Origin of the sequence: Pedobacter planticolens (assembly GCF_014172375.1) — a bacterium.
Taxonomy (GTDB): domain Bacteria; phylum Bacteroidota; class Bacteroidia; order Sphingobacteriales; family Sphingobacteriaceae; genus Pedobacter; species Pedobacter planticolens.
In genome coordinates this window covers 1289436-1311219 of the sequence record NZ_WNXD01000002.1, presented here as the reverse complement: position 1 = coordinate 1311219, position 21784 = coordinate 1289436, and the positions used below count along the sequence as shown (strand labels likewise).

General features: G+C 33.5%; 20 protein-coding genes. 4 read left to right on the top strand and 16 right to left on the bottom strand.

Going from position 1 to position 21784, the window contains the following annotated elements:
- Window positions 1–57 precede the first annotated feature (57 nt).
- On the top strand, window positions 58–1329 hold the full coding sequence (gene serS, locus GM921_RS14485; RefSeq protein ID WP_182923345.1) for a serine--tRNA ligase: 1272 nt from the start codon (window positions 58–60) through the stop codon (window positions 1327–1329).
- A 138-nt stretch (window positions 1330–1467) separates the two neighbouring features.
- Here serS and GM921_RS14480 read toward each other — a convergent pair whose 3' ends face one another.
- The 14 genes from GM921_RS14480 to GM921_RS14415 form a co-directional block, all read right to left on the bottom strand.
- Window positions 1468–1779 (bottom strand): hypothetical protein, encoded by a 312-nt coding sequence (locus tag GM921_RS14480; protein WP_182923344.1) that lies wholly within the window; start codon window positions 1777–1779, stop codon window positions 1468–1470.
- A gap of 99 nt (window positions 1780–1878) precedes the next feature.
- Entirely contained in the window at window positions 1879–2574 is a 696-nt protein-coding gene (locus tag GM921_RS14475) for an SIMPL domain-containing protein (protein WP_182923343.1), read from the bottom strand.
- 991 nt (window positions 2575–3565) lie between these two features.
- Window positions 3566–3964 (bottom strand): hypothetical protein, encoded by a 399-nt coding sequence (locus tag GM921_RS14470; RefSeq protein ID WP_182923342.1) that lies wholly within the window; start codon window positions 3962–3964, stop codon window positions 3566–3568.
- Window positions 3965–3969: 5 nt separating this feature from the next.
- Window positions 3970–4821 carry a DUF4349 domain-containing protein gene (locus tag GM921_RS14465; RefSeq protein ID WP_235969845.1) on the bottom strand — a complete coding sequence of 284 codons (852 nt, stop codon included), beginning with the start codon at window positions 4819–4821 and terminating at the stop codon, window positions 3970–3972.
- Window positions 4822–5050: 229 nt separating this feature from the next.
- Window positions 5051–5266, bottom strand: a complete 216-nt coding sequence (locus GM921_RS14460) for a hypothetical protein (RefSeq protein WP_182923341.1) — start codon at window positions 5264–5266, stop codon at window positions 5051–5053.
- Between the two features lie 64 nt (window positions 5267–5330).
- Complete coding sequence (locus GM921_RS14455; protein WP_182923340.1) at window positions 5331–6104, bottom strand: 5'-nucleotidase, lipoprotein e(P4) family; 774 nt, start codon at window positions 6102–6104, stop codon at window positions 5331–5333.
- Between the two features lie 128 nt (window positions 6105–6232).
- A complete protein-coding gene (gene atpG / locus GM921_RS14450) occupies window positions 6233–7114 on the bottom strand; it encodes an ATP synthase F1 subunit gamma (RefSeq protein ID WP_182923339.1) in 882 nt (293 codons plus the stop codon).
- A 69-nt stretch (window positions 7115–7183) separates the two neighbouring features.
- The gene (atpA, locus tag GM921_RS14445) at window positions 7184–8755 is read right to left on the bottom strand and encodes a F0F1 ATP synthase subunit alpha (RefSeq protein WP_182923338.1); all 1572 of its coding nucleotides are present in this window, start codon (window positions 8753–8755) and stop codon (window positions 7184–7186) included.
- A gap of 142 nt (window positions 8756–8897) precedes the next feature.
- Window positions 8898–9443: an ATP synthase F1 subunit delta gene (gene atpH, locus GM921_RS14440; protein WP_182923337.1), complete on the bottom strand. Its 546-nt coding sequence runs from the start codon at window positions 9441–9443 to the stop codon at window positions 8898–8900.
- Between the two features lie 84 nt (window positions 9444–9527).
- Window positions 9528–10022 (bottom strand): F0F1 ATP synthase subunit B, encoded by a 495-nt coding sequence (atpF, locus tag GM921_RS14435; RefSeq protein ID WP_182923336.1) that lies wholly within the window; start codon window positions 10020–10022, stop codon window positions 9528–9530.
- A gap of 80 nt (window positions 10023–10102) precedes the next feature.
- Window positions 10103–10324 (bottom strand): ATP synthase F0 subunit C, encoded by a 222-nt coding sequence (atpE, locus tag GM921_RS14430; protein WP_182923335.1) that lies wholly within the window; start codon window positions 10322–10324, stop codon window positions 10103–10105.
- Between the two features lie 38 nt (window positions 10325–10362).
- Complete coding sequence (atpB, locus tag GM921_RS14425) at window positions 10363–11523, bottom strand: F0F1 ATP synthase subunit A (protein ID WP_182923334.1); 1161 nt, start codon at window positions 11521–11523, stop codon at window positions 10363–10365.
- A gap of 14 nt (window positions 11524–11537) precedes the next feature.
- The gene (locus tag GM921_RS14420) at window positions 11538–11927 is read right to left on the bottom strand and encodes a hypothetical protein (RefSeq protein WP_202985665.1); all 390 of its coding nucleotides are present in this window, start codon (window positions 11925–11927) and stop codon (window positions 11538–11540) included.
- 86 nt (window positions 11928–12013) lie between these two features.
- Window positions 12014–12247 (bottom strand): AtpZ/AtpI family protein, encoded by a 234-nt coding sequence (locus tag GM921_RS14415; RefSeq protein ID WP_182923333.1) that lies wholly within the window; start codon window positions 12245–12247, stop codon window positions 12014–12016.
- A 113-nt stretch (window positions 12248–12360) separates the two neighbouring features.
- Here GM921_RS14415 and porW point away from each other — a divergent pair, with 113 nt between their 5' ends.
- The 3 genes from porW to uvrC are packed head-to-tail and all read left to right on the top strand — an operon-like array spanning window position 12361 to window position 19208.
- On the top strand, window positions 12361–15150 hold the full coding sequence (porW, locus tag GM921_RS14410; protein ID WP_182923332.1) for a type IX secretion system periplasmic lipoprotein PorW/SprE: 2790 nt from the start codon (window positions 12361–12363) through the stop codon (window positions 15148–15150).
- A gap of 5 nt (window positions 15151–15155) precedes the next feature.
- Entirely contained in the window at window positions 15156–17378 is a 2223-nt protein-coding gene (locus tag GM921_RS14405) for a transglycosylase domain-containing protein (RefSeq protein WP_182923331.1), read from the top strand.
- Between the two features lie 30 nt (window positions 17379–17408).
- Entirely contained in the window at window positions 17409–19208 is a 1800-nt protein-coding gene (gene uvrC / locus GM921_RS14400; protein ID WP_182923330.1) for an excinuclease ABC subunit UvrC, read from the top strand.
- A gap of 104 nt (window positions 19209–19312) precedes the next feature.
- On the opposite strand, the gene porN is transcribed toward uvrC, so the two are convergent.
- Window positions 19313–20239: a type IX secretion system ring subunit PorN/GldN gene (porN, locus tag GM921_RS14395; RefSeq protein ID WP_182923329.1), complete on the bottom strand. Its 927-nt coding sequence runs from the start codon at window positions 20237–20239 to the stop codon at window positions 19313–19315.
- A gap of 5 nt (window positions 20240–20244) precedes the next feature.
- Window positions 20245–21780 (bottom strand): type IX secretion system motor protein PorM/GldM, encoded by a 1536-nt coding sequence (gene porM, locus GM921_RS14390; RefSeq protein WP_182923328.1) that lies wholly within the window; start codon window positions 21778–21780, stop codon window positions 20245–20247.
- Window positions 21781–21784 lie beyond the last annotated feature (4 nt).

The following is a 21784-nucleotide window of genomic DNA, read 5'->3' as shown; positions in this document are numbered from 1 at the left end:
TCAGAACTGCTAACTGAGAACTGAAAACTCTTTCTATCTTTGTGAAAAAATAAAATAATGCTGCAAGTTAACTATATCCGCGAAAATAGAGAGAAAGTTTTAGAGCGCTTAAATGTGCGTAATTTCAAACAACCCGAATTGGTAGATCAAATCATTTCCATAGATGAAGAACGTCGCCAAACTCAAAATTCGTTAGAGAACCTTACGGCAGAAGCTAATGCAGCTGCAAAGCAAGTTGGTGAGTTAATGCGTACTGGCAAAAAAGAAGAAGCTGAAGTGATAAAATCTAAAACAGCATCTCAAAAAGAAAGCATAAAAACACTTGGTGAAAAATTAACAGAACTAGAACAAAGTCAATTTAACTTACTTGTTCAATTACCTAATTTACCTCACCATTTAGTTAAACCAGGTACAACACCAGAAGAAAATGAAGTGGTTTTAGTTCATGGTGAGCCAGCAAAATTGCCTGCAAATGCAAAGCCGCATTGGGAATTAACAGCCAAATATGATATTATAGATTTTGAACTAGGCGTAAAAATTACTGGTGCAGGTTTCCCTGTTTACAAAGGAAAAGGCGCTCGTTTACAGCGTGCTTTAATTAATTTTTTCTTAGATGAAGCAATCGCAGTTGGTTACAAAGAAATGCAAGTTCCACATTTGGTAAACGCGGCTTCGGGTTTTGGTACTGGTCAATTGCCAGATAAAGAAGGACAAATGTATCATTCAACAGTAGATGATTTATACCTAATTCCAACTGCAGAAGTTCCAGTTACAAATTTATACCGCGATGTAATTTTAAAGGAAGAAGATTTACCAATTAAAAATACAGCATATACTCCTTGTTTCCGTAGAGAAGCAGGTTCTTACGGTTCTCATGTTCGTGGCTTAAACCGCTTACATCAATTTGATAAAGTAGAATTGGTTCAGGTTACTCACCCAGATAAATCTTATGATACCTTAGAAGAAATGAGTACTTATGTGCAATCACTTCTACAAAAATTGGGGTTACATTACCGCGTTTTACGTTTATGTGGTGGCGATATGGGTTTTGGTTCTGCCATGACCTACGATATGGAAACTTGGAGCGCATCGCAAGAACGCTGGTTAGAAGTATCTTCGGTTTCAAATGTGGAAACTTTCCAAAGTAACCGTTCAAAAATACGTTTCAAAGGCAAAGAAGGTAAAACTCAATTGGCGCACACCTTAAATGGAAGTGCTTTAGCCCTACCTCGAATTGTTGCTTCAATTTTAGAAAACTATCAGACAGAAAATGGAATTATTATTCCAGAAGTATTAAGAAAGTATACAGGATTTGATATTATAGATTAATAGAAAGCCACAGATTAACAGATTTTAAGAGTAAAATAATCTGTTAATCTGTGGCAAAACAATAGAAACCTTACAAACGAAAAAGTCCTCCGATTTTACATCGGGGGACTTTTTCTATATATAGGATTGTGTACGTTCTTACAAAATCAAAATCAACAATAAAATGATGATGATAATTGCACCCACAGAAAGATAAACACCGCCAGACAAAGCACGAGCTTTATCTTTCATTTCTCTCAATTCTTTGCGTAATGCTTTTTTCTCAACTCTAGTTAAATTAGATTTATCCATATTACGGATCTCCTCAACTCTGTTTACAATTTTTTCAAACTGCACTTTTTGCTCAGCAGTCATTTCAGTTTTTGGCTCTTTTGTAGTGGCTGCCGAAACAGTGTTGGTACTAATTCCCAATGTGAAAATTAGAACGAGAGAGTAAATAAATTTTTTCATGTGATTTTGATTTTAAAGGTTAACTATTTGTTAAGATAACAAAAAACCTACCAATATGTTTGGTAGGTTTTAAAAATGCTATTAAATTTAAATAATTAGCTATTTAATCTCAAAAACTGCATTTACAGTAAAATTTAGCTTTATTTTTTTGAAATCAATTTCTTGAGCAGGAGCAGCAGCGTCAGCCATTTCAGCTTTCATCATGTAGTTTCTGTATACAGGTTGTACTACATTGTCGCCACCATCTTGTATTTCTAGTACCCCACCCAATTTTTCACCAAGTGCCGTAACCATGTAATTTGCTTTATCTCGTGCAGCCAATAATGCTTTAATTTTAAGGTCTTTTTTCAGCGTTTCCATCTTGCTATAATCATAGCTTTCAATGTTTGTACTAGCAATCCCTTTTACATCTATAGCACTCATAATTTCATTAAACTTGTTCAAATCACTTACTTTTAAGCGATATTGTTTACTCGCTAAAAAATCTGGATTTTTCTTTTTCTCAGTAGCATAGTTATAGCTTGATACATTGTTAATCATCAAATCTTCCTTTGCAATTCCAGCTTTTAACACCGCATTATACAACTGATTTTCTAATTCTGTAATTTCTACTCTTTTTTTACTGTTGCCATCTTTCAAATACTCTTTTAAAGAAATACCGATGTAGATTATATCTGGTGTAACTTCTGTCTCTGCCGAGCCACTTACATTAATCTTCTTCCTTAAATCTACTTGTTGAGCCATGGCACTTACACTAAATAAGGCAACAAAGGCTAGTGCTATTAATTTTTTCATGTTATGATATTTAAATTTGTGTGTTATACCAATCAGATGTAAAAACCGTACCAATTCCACAGAATTAATTTTATTTTTTATTTCTAACAACATAACATTCACATTTACAAAAACTTATATATTAATATATTTTAGATTTTTTAGAGAGTTTGACTTGTCAACTATTTGAGAATAAGCTTAGCGAAGCTATGCTGAATTCAATCACTCGTAAGTAAAGCCATAAAAGCTATGTTATAACTACTCAAATTAAATTTTCAATAAATCGCTGACCGATGGCAAATCAACAAGATCGAAATTATTTACCCTGCAGACATTATGCGCTGGTGCGGATATCACCCATTGTTAAGAAGTGCCTATCTCAAACACCCTGAAATTAAATTAGCAATGGGCATCGTCGGTAAAAGACCACTCATCATTTTTCATTTAAGAGATCGCTTGGCATTTTATTAGAAGACATCTTTAAGAGATTGTTTCCCTAAGTCAATTATTTTAGCCCTTTTTAAAAGATCTGACCCTTAAATTTAGCGTTTAATTTTTTTTTCACCTCTATTTTTTCGTTTTTCCCAATGAGAAAAGGGCTTTGCGTAATGGGAAATGTCCTTTGCGTGATGGGAAATGCTCTTTGCGCAACGAGAAATGTCCTTTGCGTGATGGGAAATGTCCATTGCGCAATGGGAGATTGACATTTCCCATCGGGAAAAACCAAATTTCCGTATCGAAACGTACTTAAAACTACAGGGTTTGACCAAATTAAACAGGTTTTGTAGCGAATGGTATAGAAATAATACAAAAACAACAAATTTTGACTATTTATACCTTATTTATACTGCTTTTACACGAATAGATTAAAATGATATCCATATTATCTCTTTAGGTATGAATCTATTCGCCTAATGGTCGGTGTCTCACCGACCATTTTTAGCTAACAAATTTCGGCAGGTGAGACACCAGCCGATAGTGGAAAGTTTTGAATTATTGATTTCAGGAAATATTATATTTTATCTTTAAGTGATAATTTAGCATTAACGTATTTCCGATAAAAAATAAAATGTAGTGTTAACACAACAAAGAACGGCCAAAACACTATTGCATATGATACTGAAAAACCAACTATTGATAAAATATTAACTGTTAATATAATTGGTAAGGCAAAAAAACTGAAGAAAGAATATAAAGTTTCATTCCTTATCTTTTCTATTAAATTAAGAAATATAGTACTCGAAGCCAGTACGAGGGCAATATTAATTCCGAGTAAAAAAACATAAGCCATTCCTCTTTCATCAACTCCAGCATGAGCTGGCCAAGGAGAACTGATTTGGATGTATGCAATCAATAACGCTATGCCACTGCTGAGAATTAATGTGCTTAAAAAGATAAATAATAATCTCATATAGGTTAACTTTTACGCTTTCTAATCATATACCTAACTCCAAAAAATACTGCAAAACCCACTACAATAATTGCCCATAACCGTGATAAACCTAAAAGAAATTCTTTAAAATATACCCAACCATCAATAATGTTTAAACCTAACCGTTGGAAGAAACCAGGGCGATAATCGTATAAATTATCATTGCCAACAATTAAGGTGTTCACCGTATTATCTTGATAGAAATTAAGCGTAATTGTACTAAATTTTACGCGATTATCGATATTCATATTCTCGATTTTCTTATCTACGTAATCGTCCTTTATATACAATGATGTTTCTACATTGTTCCCTTTTCGAGTTGCTGTTTTATTGATAGTATTCATCGCATCAACCCTGTTTTGCACTTTTAATTTGTTTGCCAAATAGGCTATGCTTTGGTCATCCATTTTCATTGCTTGATGATCAACAAAAACAGCCATTTTTGCAACAGTATTTGTAAAATCATCCAATTTTTCCGAAGGAATTTTTGCAATGAGTACACCTTCTTTGCGGTAAGAAGTAATTTCTTTTAGTGAATCAGTACTGTATTTTACTTTATCACTTTCTTGAATTGAGCTTTGGATAGAGAATTCGGCGACTGTTCCACCTTGTGCTTTTATAGTAGCGCTTAGTTGTTCTTTTGTTTTTTGAACATCTTTAACGCGAAACCGCATATCTGCAGTCTTTATGATTTTTGCAGTTGTATCGGTTGATGAACTGCCTGCTGAATCAACAATTTCTACAGCGTTGGTTTCTGAACTTGCATAATCCATCTTCTTAGCATTGCAGCCAAACATAACTATGATGATAGCGGCACAAAATAAATATCTTTTCATTATTTCTATTTGTTTAAGGTTTCTAAAATTTAGCGCCAATTGATATAGTTCACCCATAGCAATTTCAGCATTAAAAGATTGTTTAATTTATTTGTACCGGCCGGTATTGCTTAATGCCGACATGATGCAGAAGTAACCTTAATTTTTTGCTCGTAACAGAAATAATACGAAATAAAAAATCCTTCCCCATTTTACATCGAGAAGGATTTATACCTATAAAATGGTCTATTTATTTTGCGTCTAAAATCTTAAAAACAGCTCTGAAGCTCCAGATAGTGCCAATTAATAAGATACCCCAACATGCAATTGAAAGTGCAGTTGAATCGAAAGCGAAGCGTCCAAAAACACCTACTGCACTAATCAATATACCAACTAGCAATGATTTATATATCGAAACTTGATTAGCAGTCTTCATGCTTTTTTCTCTTTCTTCAGAATGTCCCATTGTTTTTTCTTTTAAAATTTTCTGCTACAAAAATAATATTAATTAGCTAAAATTAGCATACAATTTAATAAGTTTTCAGCTTATCAAATCTTTGTTTTGCTCGGTCCGCTTCATTCAACTTATCACCTTGGTATAAAAGCTTTTCCCAATCGCCATACATAGGGTTTGGCAATACAATAAAACGAGTTCCAAATAGGTTTTGCAGCATATTAACTTGTTCTTTAGTATCTTTTCCTTCGCGGTAAAATACATTCGAAAAATCGCTTAAATTATCTCCACATAATAACAAAATATTATATTTTTCTAGTATTTTTTGTCTGCGAGGTTCTTTATCCGAAGTGGTAGTTTTTAACAACAGATGTGCTTCATCAGCATAAGGAAAACCAAATTTTTGTAAGTTTTTTAATGTACCATCATGATCTGCTGCTTCCCTATTGGTTACATAAAAAGTTTCTACATTTTTACTGGCAGCAAATTTCAAAAATGCTAAAGCTCCAGGAACAGTATCAGCTTGTGCTAAAGAAGTCCATTGAGTCCAATCTTTTTGTACATAACTCACTCCATTTTTCACCTCATGTCCTTGAAAAGCAGAATTATCTAAAATAGTTTCATCTGCGTCTACAATTACACAATTTGGTTTAGTATTCGCCTGATTCCATAATGCTTCTTTTAACGATAAACGAGCAAAATTATAGGCCTGAAAAGATAATGCTCTATATTCGCCGCTATACTGTTGCCATAAAACAGCATTGGTATAATCTCTACTTGGAGTAAGTGCTTGCGCAGAAGATAAAATTGGGAGAATGCTAAGCATCCAAAATATAAACTGTCTTTTCATTGGTTTTTGTTTTCATCAAAGATAGGAGTTAGAAATGTTTTAAAAACAAAAAACCCTTATCAATTAAGATAAGGGTTTTTATATTTTAAGCTTAGCTCAATGAACAATTGAACTAATGAACACTATTTTTATCCGTTCAATGCTGCTGCACCACTCACAATCTCTGTCAACTCTGTTGTAATTGCAGCCTGACGAGCTTGATTATATGCTAATTTCAATGCTTTAATTAGATCTCCAGCATTTTCTGTTGCCTTATCCATTGATGTCATACGAGCACCGTGTTCAGAGGCATGAGAATCTAATACTGCTTTATATAATTGAGTTTTAATTGATTTCGGAATCAACTGTGTTACAATTTCTTCTTGATTTGGCTCTAAAATATAATCAACGTTCGATGCTTTTACAGCCTCATCAGTTTCTGTTTTAGGCAATGGCAATAATTGCTCAGTAGTTAAAATCTGCACTGCAGCATTTTTAAAACGATTGTAAACTAATTCTACTCTATCAAACTCTTCTTTTTCAAAACTAGCCATGATAGCATCAGTAATTTTAGTTACATTTTCGAAAGTTAAAGCCGAGTAAACTTCGTTATTGTTTCCAACTACTTTGTAGTTACGTTTTTCGTAAAAATCTTGCGCTTTTTTACCAATAGCAACTATACTCACATTGCCGTTTTTAAGCTGATCACTATATTTTTCGGCAATTAAATTATTCGTAGCTTTAATTACGTTCATGTTAAAAGCACCAGCTAAACCACGGTTAGATGATACAATAACAATTAACACCTTATTAGGCTCACGTTCCTGAATAAAAGGAGATGAAGCACCTTCTAAACTGGCAGAAAGATTTCCTAAAATCTCTTTCAATTTAGTAGCATAAGGGCGTAAAGCCACAATAGCATTGGTAGCACGCTTTAACTTCGCAGCCGAAACCATTTTCATAGCTTTGGTAATCTGCTGGGTAGATTGTACCGATGATATACGAATTCTTACTTCTTTTAAATTAGCCATCTTTTAGTATTTAGAAGTTAGTATTTAGTAATTAGACTTCATATCTAAATACTAAATACCTCTATCTAATTAATATTTACTTGAAATCTCTTTTGCTACTCTTTCTAACACTTCAACTGCATCATCTAACTTACCAGCTTTTAAAGAAGCTAAAGCTTCTGGATGACGTAATTCTAATGCTTGTAAAAACTCAGCTTCAAATTCTTTTACTTTGTTTACAGGAACTGAACGCATTAAGTTTTTAGTACCTAAATAAACAATCGCAACTTGTTTCTCAACAGTAAATGGAGAGAATTGAGCTTGTTTCAACATCTCTACGTTACGAGCACCTTTATCTAAAACAGATTTTGTAGCAGCATCTAAATCAGAACCGAATTTAGAGAACGCCTCTAACTCACGGTATTGAGCTTGATCTAATTTCAATGTACCAGCTACTTTTTTCATTGATTTAATTTGTGCATTACCACCTACACGTGATACCGAGATACCTACGTTAATTGCCGGACGTACACCAGAGTTAAATAAATTCGACTCTAAGAAAATCTGACCATCAGTAATTGAAATTACGTTAGTTGGGATATATGCAGAAACGTCACCAGCTTGAGTTTCGATAATTGGTAAAGCAGTTAATGAACCACCACCTTTTACAATTCCTTTTAATGATTCTGGTAAATCATTCATGTTTTTTGCAATCTCATCATTCTGATTGATTTTTGCAGCACGCTCTAATAAACGACTGTGCAAATAAAACACGTCACCTGGATAAGCCTCACGACCCGGTGGACGACGTAATAACAACGACACTTCACGGTAAGCAACAGCTTGTTTAGATAAATCATCATAAACAATTAAAGCTGGACGGCCAGTATCGCGGAAGAACTCACCAATTGCAGCACCAGCAAATGGAGCATAAAACTGCAATGGAGCAGGTTCAGCAGCAGATGCAGCAACAACAACAGTATAAGGCATTGCACCGTTTTCTTCTAACGTACGTACAACGTTTGCTACTGTACTTGCTTTTTGACCACAAGCAACATATATACAGAATACAGGATTTCCTGCTTCGTAAAATTCTTTTTGATTGATAATAGTATCGATACAAACAGCAGTTTTACCAATCTGACGATCGCCAATAACCAACTCACGTTGACCACGACCAATTGGAATCATTGCATCAATTGCTTTAATACCTGTTTGTAAAGGCTCAGTAACCGGCTGACGATAAATTACACCTGGTGCTTTACGCTCCAAAGGCATTTCGTAAGTCTGTCCTAAAATTGGTCCTTTACCATCGATAGGCTCGCCGAGTGTGTTTACAACACGACCTAACATACCTTCACCAACTTTAATAGAGGCAATTTTTTTAGTACGTTTAATAGTATCACCTTCTTTGATTTCGTCTGATGGGCCTAATAAAACCACACCAACGTTATCTTCTTCAAGGTTTAAAACGATACCTTGCAACCCGTTTGCAAATTCAACTAGCTCACCACTTTGAACTTTAGTTAAACCGTAAACACGAGCAATACCATCACCCACTTGTAAAACGGTACCAACTTCTTCCAATTCAGCTTCCGATTTAAAGCCTGACAATTGTTGTCTGATAATTGCCGAAACTTCGTCTGGTCTTACCTCTACCATAATTTTTATTTTGATTTCTTTTTGAAAATATAAATCTTGTACTCTTTTGTTATTTCAGTCCCGCTTTCCACTTTACTTCGTGTCCGTTTCAATCGGGTTTATATATTAGCGTTCAGTATTGCTTCGCTTGCTTTTTCAGCAATTAAGCTACACCTTGTGCAAATTCTTTTTTCAGTTTACTTAAACCGCTGGCAATACTAGCATCAAACTGCTTATCACCAACTTTTAAAATAAAACCACCAATTAATTTCTCGTCAATTTTCTCCTTAACAATAACTTCTTTAGCCCCTAATTCCTTTTTAACCAAGCTAACTATTTCAGCTCTGCTTGTATCAGTTAGTGCAATTGCAGATGTTACTTCAGCAGTTACAATCCCTTTGATTAAGTTGTATTGTGCAACAAATTGTTTTGCAGTATCAAATAAGATTGCCGAACGACCTTTATTTACTACTAGTTTTAAAAAGCTATTGGTAATTTTATGAACTTTGTTACCAAAAACATCCGTCAAAATCCCTAATTTCTTATCTAAAGGAACAATTGGATTTTTAAGGATCGCTTCTAATTCACTATTATCATGAACGATCTTTTCAAATAACACCATATCGTTTTTAATTTCCTCCAAAGCGTTTTGCTCTGTAGAAAGATCAATTAACGATTTTGCGTATCTAGCTCCTGCTTTACCTGACATATATTTAGTATTGAGATGTGAGATGTGAGATGTGAGACACAAATATTGCTCTCAAATCTAATATCTCATATCTAGTATCTCGTTCTAATTTAATTCAACATCTTTTAACAAGCTCGTAACCAAGTCTTGTTGTTTTGCTTTATCATCTAACTGACTACGTAAAACACGTTCAGCAATATCTAATGATAATGTAGAAACCTGACCTTTTAATTCAGCCAATGCTGCTTTTTTCTGATTTTCAATCTCTATACGAGCTTTTTCAATCAATTTAGCGCCTTCTGTATGAGCTGAAGTTTTAGCCTCATTAACAATATTGTCTTTCAGTTTTTTGGCTTCTTTCAGAATTTCATCACGCTCAGCACGAGCTTGTTTCATTAAATCTTCATTTTGAGCCGTTAATCTAGCCATTTCTTGATTAGCTAATTCTGCTTTATTCAAAGAATCATCAATAAATTGCTCACGTTCTTTTATGGCAACCATTACTGGTTTCCAAGCAAATTTCGCTAAAATGAAAAATAGTAAAAGAAATACAATTGTACTCCAAACTATTAAGCCAATGCTGGGATTAAATAAATCCATATTATGTTGTTTTTATTATTATTTACAATGTGTAATAAAAACATTTTGAAGCCAACCGCTCCAAAATGTTTTCGTTTTTTTTAAGCTGTTGGGTTGTTTCCTAAGAAAGATACCACAACTGCAAATAGAGCAACCGCTTCAACAAATGCTGCAGCAATTAACATCATCGTTTGAATTTTAGAAGCAGCTTCTGGTTGACGAGCAACACTTTCTAAAGCTGAACCACCAATTTTACCGATACCGATACCTGCACCTACTGCAGCTAAACCTGCACCTACTGCAGCAATACTTCCTACTACCATTTTAATTTAATTTTATATGTAAACAATATTGTTTCTAATTAATGTTCGCCATGTTCTTGTACGGCTAAGCCGATAAACAAAGCGGTTAATACAGTAAAAATAAAGGCCTGTATAAAACCTACCAATAACTCAATCATGCTAATGAATACCACAAACACAACCGAAACTGGGGCAATAAATATTGATTTGAAAACAAAGATCAAACACAATAACGCAAGTACTAAAATGTGACCCGCTGTAATATTCGCAAACAAACGAATCATTAATGCAACTGGCTTAGTCAACGTACCTAAAAACTCTAAAGGTGCTAAAAATATTTTCATTGGAACAGGAACACCTGGCATCCAAAAAATATGTTTCCAGTAATGTTTATTTGCTTTAACCGTAGTAATAATATAGGTTAAAACCGCTAAAACAAATGTAAGGTTAATATTTCCTGTTAAGTTTGCACCTCCTGGGAAGAAAGGCACCATACCTAATATATTATTAAACCATATAAAGAAAAATATAGTTAATAAATAAGGCATATAAGCTTCGTGTTTAGCGCCTAAGTTTGGAATAGCGATATCATCTCTAATAAATAATATAACTGGCTCTATTAAAGATTGAAATCCTTTTGGAGATTTACCTTTACGTTTAGCATAAGATCTTGCAACGTTAACAAATAAAATAACTAAAATTACTCCAGAGAATATTAATGTAAATACGTTCTTAGTGATTGAAAAATCTAAAGGAGCAAGATTTGCAACTTTATGTTTAGCACCTACTTCTACAAACTCACCGTGTTCATTAGCTGTTGCAGATGCGTAGTAAATTTTTTCGTGGTGATTAACAAATCGCTGACCGTTTTTTTCTACAACATGCTTTCCCTCACTATCGTGATGAAAATCGCCAGACATAAAGGTAACTAAACCATTATCTGTCCATAAAATTATTGGTAATGATATAGAAACAGAGTTTTCGCCCTCACCCCACATATGGAAACCATGCGAATCTGCAATGTGATGTAAAATATAGGCAGTAATATCAAACTTTTTTTCTTTTGCCTCTTCTGCAACAATTTTTGTATGATTTTCTGCTTTTACCGTGGTATCTGGCAGAGCTTGAGCAGCAGCATTTAAACTAAAAAATGCTAAAAAAAGCGCAAAAGCAACGCTTAGTACATTTATTCTTGATTTAAAAATATGACTGAAGTGCATTTATTCTATGTTTTTTACTTTTTTATTGAGTGGCGCAAGTTACATAACAATGCGTAAATTTCAAAGCCACTAAATAAGAAATATAAAGAAAAAAAATCTAGTACAAAAAGTAGGCTGCTAACGGGTGTTTTAAGCACATAAATTAGCACAAAAGCCATGGAAAATAACATCTTAACAGCTATCGATGCCATCATTGCCATAACCCCTACTTCCGGATTACGTTTTATACCTAAATAAGCTACAATATAGGCGATAAAAGTAATGCCAGCTATAAACCCAAAAACTACCCAAAATTTACTAATGAATAGGTTCACATTTGGAAAAATGTAAGGCAATGCTATAATTATACCTATTAATAATAACGTAAATAAAAAATAGGATAAAATGAAACGTGGTAAACTCAAAATTTATTTGTTTAGGGCAAAGGTATAAGAATGTGTTGATATTAAGCTTGGCATTTTACAATTAATACGACAACATACGTACAAACTCAGTCTTGCTTATTTTTTGTTAACGATCTAATTACCATGTATAAAGATATAATAACTCCTAACAAACCGAGCATAGCAGTGTATATTGATTTTGTGTTTCCACTGTGTTCATCAATTTTATACCCAATAAATGTAAACAAGCCAATTGTAGCCAACATCTGGAAAGCTATACCCGTATATTTAGCGAAATTATTCGCTTGTTTACCCTCGTCGTTATCCTCAAAGTTTGTCATAATAACTATTTCAATTAAAAATATAAGTTCAAATATTAAAAATTTACTGTCAAATAAAATATTTTTGCATACATTCTGTTATCTTGTAAAGTTATACGCAATTCTTAAAATTCTTGAACAACTACGCAAAACTAAGCGCAAAAATTATCCTCTCTTGCTTAAGCATGGCCATATTTATTGGCTGTTCTACGCAAAAAGATAATGCTACAAACAGAAGTCTGCAAAACCTATCTGCTCGTTACAACTACATTTATAACTCAAATGTTTTGCTAACAACTTATCAGGATGATCTTTCTCAAACCTATAAAGATAATTACGATGATTTTTTGGCGGTTTATATCGCTCCAGTTAACTCTGATTTTCTAAACTCTGCAACTTCTTCTGGCAATGTTAAGTCATTAGATGAGATTACCCAAAAGGCTCAAACTATTATCAGCGAAAAAAACTTTAGCAATTATATTGATGAGGCATACATCCTTTTAGGTAAAACAAATTTTTATAAAGGCAACTATTTTACTGCCGTAGAATATTTTGATTACACTGCAAAAACTTACAAAAGCAATAAAAACGTCTTTTTAAGTGCTATGACTTGGAAGGCTCGTAGTTTAATGCAATTGAATAATTATGAAAAAGCCGAACTTACCCTAGATACTGTAAAAGCGACATTAGATTCAGTTAAAAGTGAAAAAGCTGAACCATTAGCTACATTAGCACAAATGAGTATTTATCAGCAAAATTATAAAGAGGCAATTGGCTATTTGGAGCAAGCGATAAAGGAAACCAACAAAATACAAAGTAGAACGAGATGGCCTTATATTTTAGCTCAACTTTACGAATATAATAAGGAATACGATGCCAGTTTGCGCAATTATACCAAAGTTGAGAATAGCAATGCGCCTTTTGAAATGTATTTTAATGCAAAGCTGAGTAAAATCCGTGTTAATGATTTATTGAATGACCAAACTTCAAATCGCAAACAACAATTACTTAAATTATTGAAGGACGATAAAAATTTCGATTATACTGACCAAATTTATTATGAGGTAGCTGAAGATTATTTTGCGGATAAGGATTATAAAAAGGCCGAGGAGTATTACAAATTATCTGCTCAAAAAAGCATAACTAACCAATACCAAAAAGGTTTATCGTATTTAAAACTTGCCGACCTTAACTTTAAAAATTTAGGCGATTATGTGAATGCTAAATTATATTATGATAGTGCAGTAACTACTTTGCCTAAAAATTATCCAGGTTATGAGGGCATTCTTAAAAAAGCAGAAAATTTAGAATATTTAACTCAACGGTATCAGATAATTGCAAATGAAGATACGTTGCAACTCATTGCTCGTTTACCAGAACAAGCTCGCGAAAAGAAATTAAGTGAATTATTTGAGCCTAAAAAGGAAGTTACAACTACCAAAACGATTGATAATGGTAAGGTTGTAAAATTCGATGATCCTACAAAAACGCAAAGCAACGACAAGTTTTATTTTAGCAACAACAATGCAATTAGCAAGGGATTTACAGACTTCAGAAAACGCTGGGGAAATAGGCTTTTAGAAGATAATTGGAGACAAAGTGTGAAATCATCTGCACAAGTTAATCAACAAAATCAGTCTGCAGTAATTGACAATTCGACTAATCCAACAAATATTCAGACAGCAAATGCTGATAAAGAAACACGAATTAAAGAATATACAGCTCTCTTGCCTTTAACAGCAGATCAGATGGCTAAATCTGATCAAAAAATAATAGATGCGTATTTTGAGATTGCAGGATTTTATCAGCAAGTGCTCGAAGATGAAGAAGAAGCCGTTAAAGTTTATGAAGAATTATTGACTAGATATCCTCAAAACAATCATTTAGAAGTAGTTTATTATAGTTTATATCTTGGTTATTCAAAAACAGACCCAGCTAAATCTGAGATGTATAAAAACATGGTATTGGCTAAATATCCAAGTTCTGTTTATGCTAAAACAATATTAGATCCTAATTTTTCGGCGAAACAGAATGCTTTAGATTTAGAAATAAATAAAATTTATAATACTGTTTTTGATAGCTACGAGAAAAAAGATTTTCCTGCAGTAATTGCTTATGTAAATGAAACGAATCAGCGGTTTCCAGGAAATGCATTGCAAGCTCAATACGATTATTTAAAAGCCATCGCCATTGGCCGTACACAAAATGTAGATAGTTTATTGTTAGCTTTTAATACCATCATTTCTAAATATCCAAATGATAAACTCATAAATCCATTGGTTTTGGATCATATTGCCTACATCAACGCAAATTTATCTTCATTTAAAGCAAGAAAAATTGCACTAATTGATTTCGATCCGACAGAACCTCGTTTTATTTCACAACGAGAAAATACGGTTGTTGCAGTAAATAAACTAGAACCTGTAATACCTAAATCAGAACCTGCAGTAGTTAAGCCTGTCACTCCTACGGTTACACCCGCTGTAACTCCTACTCCATATGCACCGGTTATTGCAAAATCGCAAGAAGTTAAAAATGAACCTATAGCTAAACCTGTAGATAATTTTTTCAGCAAAGCGGAATCAGATATTTATTATTATGTAATTAGCGTTAATGATATGAGTTTAAGTGTAAGCTCATCTCGTTTTGGTGTTGGTCAATTTAATAGAGGTAATTATGCTGGTTCAGGATTAAAACATCAATTATTAGAGCTTGATGAAGATCAGTTAATTTTTGTAGGTAACTTTACCACCTTAAGTGAGGCAAAAACTTATGCAGAAAGTATTACTTCTCAATTAACAAAAATTATGAAGGTTCCTTTGACAGCGTATAAAGGTTTTTATATTAGCAAAGAGAACTTCGACAAAATTAAGAATAGAGAAATATTAAATAGGTATATTGAGTTTTTCAAGAACAATTATTAATAAAAATGAGTGCATCCCTAACACCAGAAAACATAAAGAAATATAACCGCAGACTTTGGAAATTGCTCATTGGCGGCATGGTGTTTTTTGCCTTATTCATTGTTTCAATAGGTTTTGGGCTATTTGGCGAAATTCCATCTTTTAGAGCTATCGAACATCCAAAAAGTAATGAAGCCACAGAAATTATTTCTGAAGATGGTAAAGTAATAGGAACTTATTTTGTTAAAAATCGTTCAAATATTAACTATAGCGCAATATCTCCAAATGTAGTTAATGCATTAATTGCGACTGAAGATGTTCGTTTTCTCTCTCATTCTGGTATAGATTTTAAACGTACGTTTACCATTTTCGCATATGCGTTATTGGGCAAAAAACAAGGTGGAAGTACCATTACTCAACAATTGGCATTAAATTTATTTTCTGAGGAAGGCAGACAAAAGAATTACTTCAAAAGAATAATCCAAAAATTTCAAGAATGGGTAATTGCAGTAAAACTAGAACGCAATTATACTAAGGAAGAGATTATCACTATGTATTTAAACACCGTTGATTTTGGTAATCAAGCCTATGGTATTAAATCTGCTGCAAGAGTTTATTTTAATACAACTGCGGATAAATTAACTGTGCCACAAGCTGCTGTTTTGGTTGGCATACAAAGAGGTGTTACTCGGTATTCGCCAACTAAAAATCCAGAAAGATCTTTAACTAGAAGGAATACGGTAATGGCGCTAATGGTTAAAGCAGATTTGCTTACTGCTGAACAATTTGAGATAGAAAAGGAAAAACCACTCGACTTGCATTTTAATGCTGCCACTACAAATGATGGTGTTGCCCCTTATTTTAGAGCCGTTTTAAAATCCGAAGTGAGAAAAATTTTAGAAGATCGTTCTATCACAAATAATGGCGTTCCGTATGATTTAGATAGAGATGGATTAAAAATAACGACAACCATTAATTACGATATGCAGGTTTATGCTGAACAAGCGCAAAAAGAATACATGAAAACTTTACAACAGCAATTTGCCAATAGTTGGAAAGGGCGTAATCCTTTTAAAGGAATGGAATTGCAAATTGACCAAGGTATAAAACGTTCGGACCGTTATAAAGCATTAAAATTAGAGGGAAAATCTGACGAAGAAATTAAAACCGATTTCAATACGCCGAGCAGGCTTACCATTTTTACTTGGAAAGGTGATATCGATACCTTGATGAAACCTATTGATTCTGTTAAATATTATAAGTTATTGTTGCGCAATGCGATGATGGCGATGGATCCTAAAACTGGTTACATTAAAGCTTGGGTTGGAGGAATTAATTTCGAGCATTTTAAATACGATCAAGTAAAAATGGGTACTCGTCAAGTTGGGTCAACAGCAAAACCATTTACTTACACAGTCGCTATAGAAAATGGATATTCTCCTTGTTATACTGTTCAAAATGAACCCGTAACCATTTCAAATCCAGGAAGCCCTGATTGGACTCCTCGTTCTTCTGGAACAATACCTGGGCCTATTACCTTGCAAAAGGCTTTAGCTTATTCTCAAAATTACATTGCAGCTTATTTAATGAAACAAGTTGGTCCGACAGCGGTAGCTACAGAAGCAAAAAAAATGGGTATAACTTCAGATATTCCAATTGTACCATCTATTGCTTTAGGTGCTTTTGATGCATCGGTTTATGATATGGTTGGTGCTTATGGAGTTTTTGCTAATAAAGGTGTTTGGACACAACCTACCTATATTTTAAAAATTGAAGACAAAAATGGCGTAGTGCTTTATGATAGTAAACCAACTATAAAAGTAGCTATGAACGAAGAAGTAGCTTATGTAATGACCAGAATGTTAAGAGGTGTAATTACTGGTGGAACTGGTTCAAGATTAAGTTATAAATATGGGATAAATGCACCAACTGGTGGAAAAACAGGAACAACGCAAAATAACTCAGATGGTTGGTTTATGGCAATTACACCAGATTTAGTAGCTGGAGTTTGGACAGGTTGCGAGGATAGAGCTTTCCATTTTACAAGTACTAGAGATGGTGAAGGCGCAAATTCTGCACTACCTATTTATGCAGGTTTTATGAAACGAGTGTATGCAAATCCTAATTTAAAAATAAGTAAAGCTGATTTTGAACCTCCTAAAAATGGTGTTTCTATTATTTACGATTGTAATCAATACCAGCAACCAGAACAGGATACAACTGAACTCGATAAGAAATTAGGTTTCTAGTTTTTATAAAAAATCATCACTACGTTATAAATGAGTGCTTTCGATCATAAAAAGGCATTAGCCGATATTCCGCATAAACCTGGAGTTTACCAGTATTTTGATGAGGAAGATTTGCTGATTTATATTGGCAAAGCGAAGGATTTACGGAATCGTGTAGGCTCTTATTTTAATCAAGATAAACATCAGATTAATGGAAAAACCAAAGTTTTGGTTTCTAAAATCAGACGGATAAGTTTTACCATAGTTGACACTGAAATTGATGCATGGTTATTGGAAAATAGCTTGATCAAAAAACATCAACCTCGCTATAACATTATGTTGAAAGATGATAAAACCTATCCATGGATTATCATTAAAAAAGAAGATTTCCCACGTATTTACTGGACACGCAAAATGATTAAAGATGGTTCTACTTATTTCGGACCATACGCATCGGTAGGAATGATGCACACTATTTTAGATTTAATTAAGGAAACGTATACATTAAGAACTTGCAATCTGCCACTAACACCACAAAATATTAACGATGGAAAATTTAAAGTTTGTTTAGAATATCAAATAGGAAATTGTAAAGGCCCATGTCAAAATTACCAAAGCAAAGCAGATTACGACCAAAACATTGAGGAAATTACGGCAATCTTAAATGGAAAAATTGGCAACGTAATTCGTGAGGTAAAACAGGTTGTTAAAAAAGCTTCGGAAGATTTAAACTTTGAACTTGCCTATTCTTACCAAAAGAAATTATTGTTTTTAGAGAAATATCAGAGTAAATCTACGGTAGTAAATAGCGCCATTACAAATATAGATGTGGTAAGTATTGCATCTGATGAACGTTATGCTTTTGTAAACTATTTAAAAGTGGTGAATGGAAGTATTATTCAGACGCAAACTATAGAAATTAAAAAACGATTGGATGAGACTGATGAGGAATTATTAACGATTGCGATTACTGAGTTTAGAACCAAGTTTAGCAGTACATCAAAAGAGATCATTGTTCCTTTCACCATTCCATTATTAGATAAAAATTTAAAATTTACCGTACCAAAACTTGGCGAAAAAAAGAAATTATTAGAACTGTCGGAGAAGAATGTATTGTTTTTTAAGCGAGAGAAATTAAATCAATATGAAAAACTAAATCCTGATTTAAGAACCGATCGTATTTTAACTCAGATGCAAAAGGATTTAAGACTTACCCAGCTTCCTCAACATATTGAATGTTTCGATAACTCGAATTTCCAAGGTAAATATCCAGTTTCTGCTATTGTAGTTTTTAAGGATGCCAAACCAAGCAAAAAAGATTACCGCCATTTTAATGTTAAAACTGTAGAAGGCCCAAATGATTTTGCCACTATGGAGGAAGCCGTTTATAGACGTTATAAACGAATGTTGGAGGAAGAACAGTCGTTACCTCAACTCATTATTATTGATGGTGGCAAAGGACAATTATCATCTGCGGTTAGCAGTTTAAAGAAATTAGGTATTCACAAAAAAGTAACTGTTATTGGCATTGCGAAGCGTTTAGAAGAATTATATTATCCTGGAGATAGTTTCCCATTATATCTTGATAAGAAATCTGAAACATTAAAAATCATTCAACAATTACGAGATGAAGCGCATCGTTTTGGGATCACTTTCCATCGTAAAAAAAGAGATCAAGGAACACTTAAAACAGAATTAGAAATAATTCCCGGCATTGGAAAAACTACTGCAGATAAGCTTTTAGTAAAATTCAAATCCGTTAAGAAAATAAAAGAAGCAACGGAAGAAGAGTTAGCTCAAGTACTAAACAAAAAGCAAATTATTGCATTGACCGATTATTTTAAGGCATAAAAAAGCCCCGAATAAATCGAGGCTTCTTGTGTCGTCATCCTGAATTTATTTCAGGATTAGTTTAAGCAGATGCTGAAATAAATTCAGCATGACGTTAATTTCTTTTAATATTCCCAAAGACCTTGTTCAAAATCGGCCATTGCCTTTTTAATACGTTCAGATTCTAATAATCTTTCTTTAGGATTAAATAAAATATCTTCAATTCTATTATCAGCAGCATTAGAAACTTTAGTGATATTACTAAAAAACAATCTTCTAGTAAATACATCGTCGAAGTTAATTCCAGAGTTATCATTTTGGTTATTAGCAACTTTATGCTTCACTAAAATTTCTCTTAAATCATCAAAGTATAACCAGCCGGCTACAGTTTTTAATGTATCGGCTCTTGGTTTACCTGTTGTAGGATCAGGAACTGGATTTCCATTATTATCAACTTGAGTTTTAACATCAATTCTAACTGGAGCAATACCAATTATTCTTGGTTCGAAAATTCCTCGTTTAATATCTAAAATCCAATCTTCTTTAATTCTTAACGTGGTAAAACTTGCAGCAAAAAATTCATTATTTGCTCTGTTAATTTCATTTGTACCAGGATTAACACCTAAAAAAGCGGTATCAGCTGCAGAGCTGTTGGTGATCTTTGGATCATTACCTTTTTTCTGCCCTAGCGGTTCACCCTTAAAATCTTCATCCTCACTAGAATAAAGATCTAATTCGCCATTGCTAACTGCATCATAAATAACCCCTAATAAACTCACTTTAGGAGATGCCAATACTTGGTTGCCACGATCGCGAAGATCTATTTCACGCCATACTCTCTTTGTATAAACTACGTCTTCTTTATTCACAGGAGCATAAGGCACAACGGTATCAGCTACGCTTTCCTCTCTATAAATAAAGCCATCCTTTTTTGGGCCTTTCTTTTTAGGCGTTACTTTTTTATCCGCAGTTGTCGGAGGAGTAACTGGATTTTGTGCATAAGCGAAACCCACTGTTAAAAGAAATATAGCTAGAAAAAATATTTTTTTCATAATTTTTAGTTTACGGTAAATACCATTGAATTTAAAGTTGGCGTACGTCCATCTGGCAATTGAGCAACAATATTATCAATATAAACAACCGATTTAAATGGTAAATTCGATAATGCAGCTTTAGCTTGCGCATTAAAGTTATCACCAGTACAATAATAAACCTGTGCATCTTGGCGTGGTCTAACAACTGTTACACTAAATTTAGTAACTCTTACTTTGACATCAAATTCAAAATTTTCTATAGCTGCCGAAACTTGGCCTTCTCGTGCAATTGTATTTCCAGAAATAATTCCTCCCATTTTACCGGCAAATTTTGCTACTGGATTAGGAATTCCTTTTACTCTAAATTTATTAGTTCCTAAGCTTAACGATTTTCCATTGCTATTTCCAGATACACTAATAGTTACTTCATTACCAATTAAACTACCTGGCACATTAATATTGTATTTGCCAGCACCGCCAGTCATTGAGCCAGCTGAAATAGTAGCTTTAATACTTTCTAAAGAAAATCCCGGTGCCGAAACCGAAAACGGATTAGGAATACCTGCGTAAATTACATTTAAGTTAGTTGAAGATACCGTTGCAGATGGTTTTGCAACCTGATATTTCATAGGCTCAGTATAATATGTTGCAAAAGTACCATCCGTTTTTTTAACACGAATTGTCCCTTTCCAAGTAAATTCACCTACCGATCCTGTACCACCAGTATACGTAGCTATACCTTTTACAACTCCTAAAGAGCTACCACCTACCGTAATTTCTGGATTTGATTTCGTATCTCTTGCCGTTAAGAAAATGTCAGCTTTGTAAGGTTGACCTTGAATTACATAACTACTAGAAGGTACAGCAACAGCTTTAAACTCATCCATGATAATTGTAGTTTCGCTCATTTTACCGAAGATTTTTCGAACTACTTCCGATTCTGCATTTTTTAAATCTGCTTGTATTTTGGTTAAAATGGTATTTGCAGCTGTTAATGGAGTTCCTTCTCCAAAATTAACATCTTCCCATTTTTTTCCATTTACAGCTTTTAAAGGATCTTTAGCTTCTAAAGAAAATGATACGTTTGCTCTATCTTTTTCATCTAATAATGCAATTAATTTCGCTCTAGTATCATTAATTTTTGCTTTTAGTTTTTCTCCTTCTTTTTTATTGATCATAATGTTTTGAGCAATATCTAAATTGTCTCTCAACACAAAATCTCCAGTTTCTGGATCAATTCCATCGCCCTTCACTTTAAACTCATCTTTAAGTCTTTGAATTTCTTTATTCAACTCTTCAGCATAAGCTTTTACTTTTTGAGCTCTATCCCAAAGTGGTTGAGCACGTTCGGGTTTATTTTTTAATTCTGTTTCTTCAAATGCACTAAAAGTTTGATCTAAGCCCGAGCTTACATTCGTTTTTGAGGCATCTAAACTATCGTTAATATTCTTAAAAGCATTTAAGATTGCGTCTGAAACGTTTAAAGCAAGCATAGCTAACAATACCAAATACATGATATTAATCATCTTCTGCCTTGTCGTTTCTTTTCCTCCAGCCATGTTA

Excerpts from the sequence above, each read along its gene's own strand:
- atpB (WP_182923334.1), bottom strand. The coding sequence starts at position 11,523 with ATGCACTTCAGTCATATTTTTAAATCAAGAATAAATGTACTAAGCGTT.
- atpH (WP_182923337.1), bottom strand. The coding sequence starts at position 9,443 with ATGTCAGGTAAAGCAGGAGCTAGATACGCAAAATCGTTAATTGATCTT.
- GM921_RS14415 (WP_182923333.1), bottom strand. The coding sequence starts at position 12,247 with ATGACAAACTTTGAGGATAACGACGAGGGTAAACAAGCGAATAATTTC.
- atpG (WP_182923339.1), bottom strand. The coding sequence starts at position 7,114 with ATGGCTAATTTAAAAGAAGTAAGAATTCGTATATCATCGGTACAATCT.
- atpE (WP_182923335.1), bottom strand. The coding sequence starts at position 10,324 with ATGGTAGTAGGAAGTATTGCTGCAGTAGGTGCAGGTTTAGCTGCAGTA.
- porM (WP_182923328.1), bottom strand. The coding sequence starts at position 21,780 with ATGGCTGGAGGAAAAGAAACGACAAGGCAGAAGATGATTAATATCATG.
- atpF (WP_182923336.1), bottom strand. The coding sequence starts at position 10,022 with ATGGATTTATTTAATCCCAGCATTGGCTTAATAGTTTGGAGTACAATT.
- GM921_RS14480 (WP_182923344.1), bottom strand. The coding sequence starts at position 1,779 with ATGAAAAAATTTATTTACTCTCTCGTTCTAATTTTCACATTGGGAATT.
- uvrC (WP_182923330.1), top strand. The coding sequence starts at position 17,409 with ATGAGTGCTTTCGATCATAAAAAGGCATTAGCCGATATTCCGCATAAA.
- atpA (WP_182923338.1), bottom strand. The coding sequence starts at position 8,755 with ATGGTAGAGGTAAGACCAGACGAAGTTTCGGCAATTATCAGACAACAA.
- porN (WP_182923329.1), bottom strand. The coding sequence starts at position 20,239 with ATGAAAAAAATATTTTTTCTAGCTATATTTCTTTTAACAGTGGGTTTC.
- GM921_RS14455 (WP_182923340.1), bottom strand. The coding sequence starts at position 6,104 with ATGAAAAGACAGTTTATATTTTGGATGCTTAGCATTCTCCCAATTTTA.
- GM921_RS14475 (WP_182923343.1), bottom strand. The coding sequence starts at position 2,574 with ATGAAAAAATTAATAGCACTAGCCTTTGTTGCCTTATTTAGTGTAAGT.
- GM921_RS14465 (WP_235969845.1), bottom strand. The coding sequence starts at position 4,821 with ATGAAAAGATATTTATTTTGTGCCGCTATCATCATAGTTATGTTTGGC.
- GM921_RS14405 (WP_182923331.1), top strand. The coding sequence starts at position 15,156 with ATGAGTGCATCCCTAACACCAGAAAACATAAAGAAATATAACCGCAGA.
- GM921_RS14460 (WP_182923341.1), bottom strand. The coding sequence starts at position 5,266 with ATGGGACATTCTGAAGAAAGAGAAAAAAGCATGAAGACTGCTAATCAA.
- serS (WP_182923345.1), top strand. The coding sequence starts at position 58 with ATGCTGCAAGTTAACTATATCCGCGAAAATAGAGAGAAAGTTTTAGAG.
- GM921_RS14470 (WP_182923342.1), bottom strand. The coding sequence starts at position 3,964 with ATGAGATTATTATTTATCTTTTTAAGCACATTAATTCTCAGCAGTGGC.